We start from the raw sequence: 477 nt of genomic DNA, 5'->3' as shown, positions 1-477 counted from the left end.
AAGGAATATATACAACACAATTACATTTAAGTAATAATAAAAAACTACGTTATGCTAATGATGATTATTGTGAATTTTCAAGACGATTAACAGGGATGAATCCTTTTCTTCGTATCGTCATGATAATTATTGCTTTCCTAATAATTTTATTATCAATTTTTGGCTTTTATATGGTAACACGTGATATTGTTGTTGGCGAAGAATATAGTCTCATGTTTTTACCTTTTAATTTTGTTGCAATATTGATAATTCAGCTCTTTCTTCAGATGTTTTTGAATATTTGTTTTGCTCCTGAAGATTGTCCCATTCGTTTAAATAGAAAAACAGGTAAGGTTTATATTTATGACCATTTCCTATTATATTTTGGAGCATGGTCGACCTTTATTCGCTCGCCCTTTAGAGCTAAAGAGATAACGGTTAAAGAGTTTAATTGGGCAGATATTCAAGGGTGTATGACCTCAGTATCAGTTCCTCTTG

The 477-nt window shown here is 30.8% G+C and carries 1 protein-coding gene; it reads left to right on the top strand.

Annotated features, from left to right (window positions below; genetic code table 11):
- The coding region (locus GQ589_RS11870; protein WP_202115109.1) for a DUF6708 domain-containing protein at positions 1 to 477 on the top strand (477 nt) is incomplete at both ends.

Origin of the sequence: Gilliamella sp. Pas-s27, from assembly GCF_009795865.1 — a bacterium.
Classification (GTDB): domain Bacteria; phylum Pseudomonadota; class Gammaproteobacteria; order Enterobacterales; family Orbaceae; genus Gilliamella.
Note: the sequence above shows the minus strand (reverse complement) of the source record. Positions and strands in the feature narration are given on the sequence as shown.